The sequence below is a fragment of the Cellulophaga sp. 20_2_10 genome, assembly GCF_023476645.1.
In the GTDB taxonomy this organism is placed as follows: Bacteria; Bacteroidota; Bacteroidia; order Flavobacteriales; family Flavobacteriaceae; genus Cellulophaga.
Window position 1 is genome coordinate 30,631 of record NZ_JAMCOJ010000002.1, and the last position, 625, is coordinate 31,255.

The 625-nt window shown below is 28.8% G+C and carries 1 protein-coding gene; it reads right to left on the reverse strand.

Going from position 1 to position 625, the window contains the following annotated elements; genetic code table 11:
* Positions 1-625, reverse strand: a 625-nt coding sequence (locus M4I21_RS03985; RefSeq protein WP_249557823.1) for a hypothetical protein, incomplete at both ends; no start/stop codon positions are given.

Genomic DNA, 625 nt, shown 5'->3' on the forward strand with positions numbered 1-625 from the left:
AGGAACGAAACAAACTTTGATTTTCATACAAAAAAAATAATGCTGAATGTCCTCTTAAACGAGAGTCTCCATCTAAATGACTACTATGCTTTAGAGTTGCTATTTTTCCATCTCCAAAAAAAGCTAATTCATAGTTTTTTAATGGTTGAAACTTTTTATCATTGATGGTTAAATCATTATTATATTCTTGCCATATTTCTTTAAGTTGTTGTTTACTTTGGTATTGAGTTGTAACATTTCTTAAAGTGAAATTATAGTTTAAATTCACTATTGCGTTCACATCTTTTTCTTCGTATTTTTTTTGATAGCTTTTAAAATAATTGATTATTTTTTGTTTTAAAAGTGTACTATCTACCTTCCGTAAATCTATACCATTACTCCAGCCTTCAAACTCAAAAGGTACTTCTGCATTAAAAGTAAAACTAAATTCATAAAAAGATAAACCTGCGCCAACAAATTCTTGTTTATTATACCCTTCTGTTTTTACTACTTTAATAGATTCTTCTTTAGATATGCTGTAATTTTTCCAGTCAGGAACTTTTACAACCTCTACAAGCATAGCGCTGCCTTTTTTTAAGGTGCTCATATAAGGCTGATCTTCTCCAAATTCTTGTTGTAGTAAATC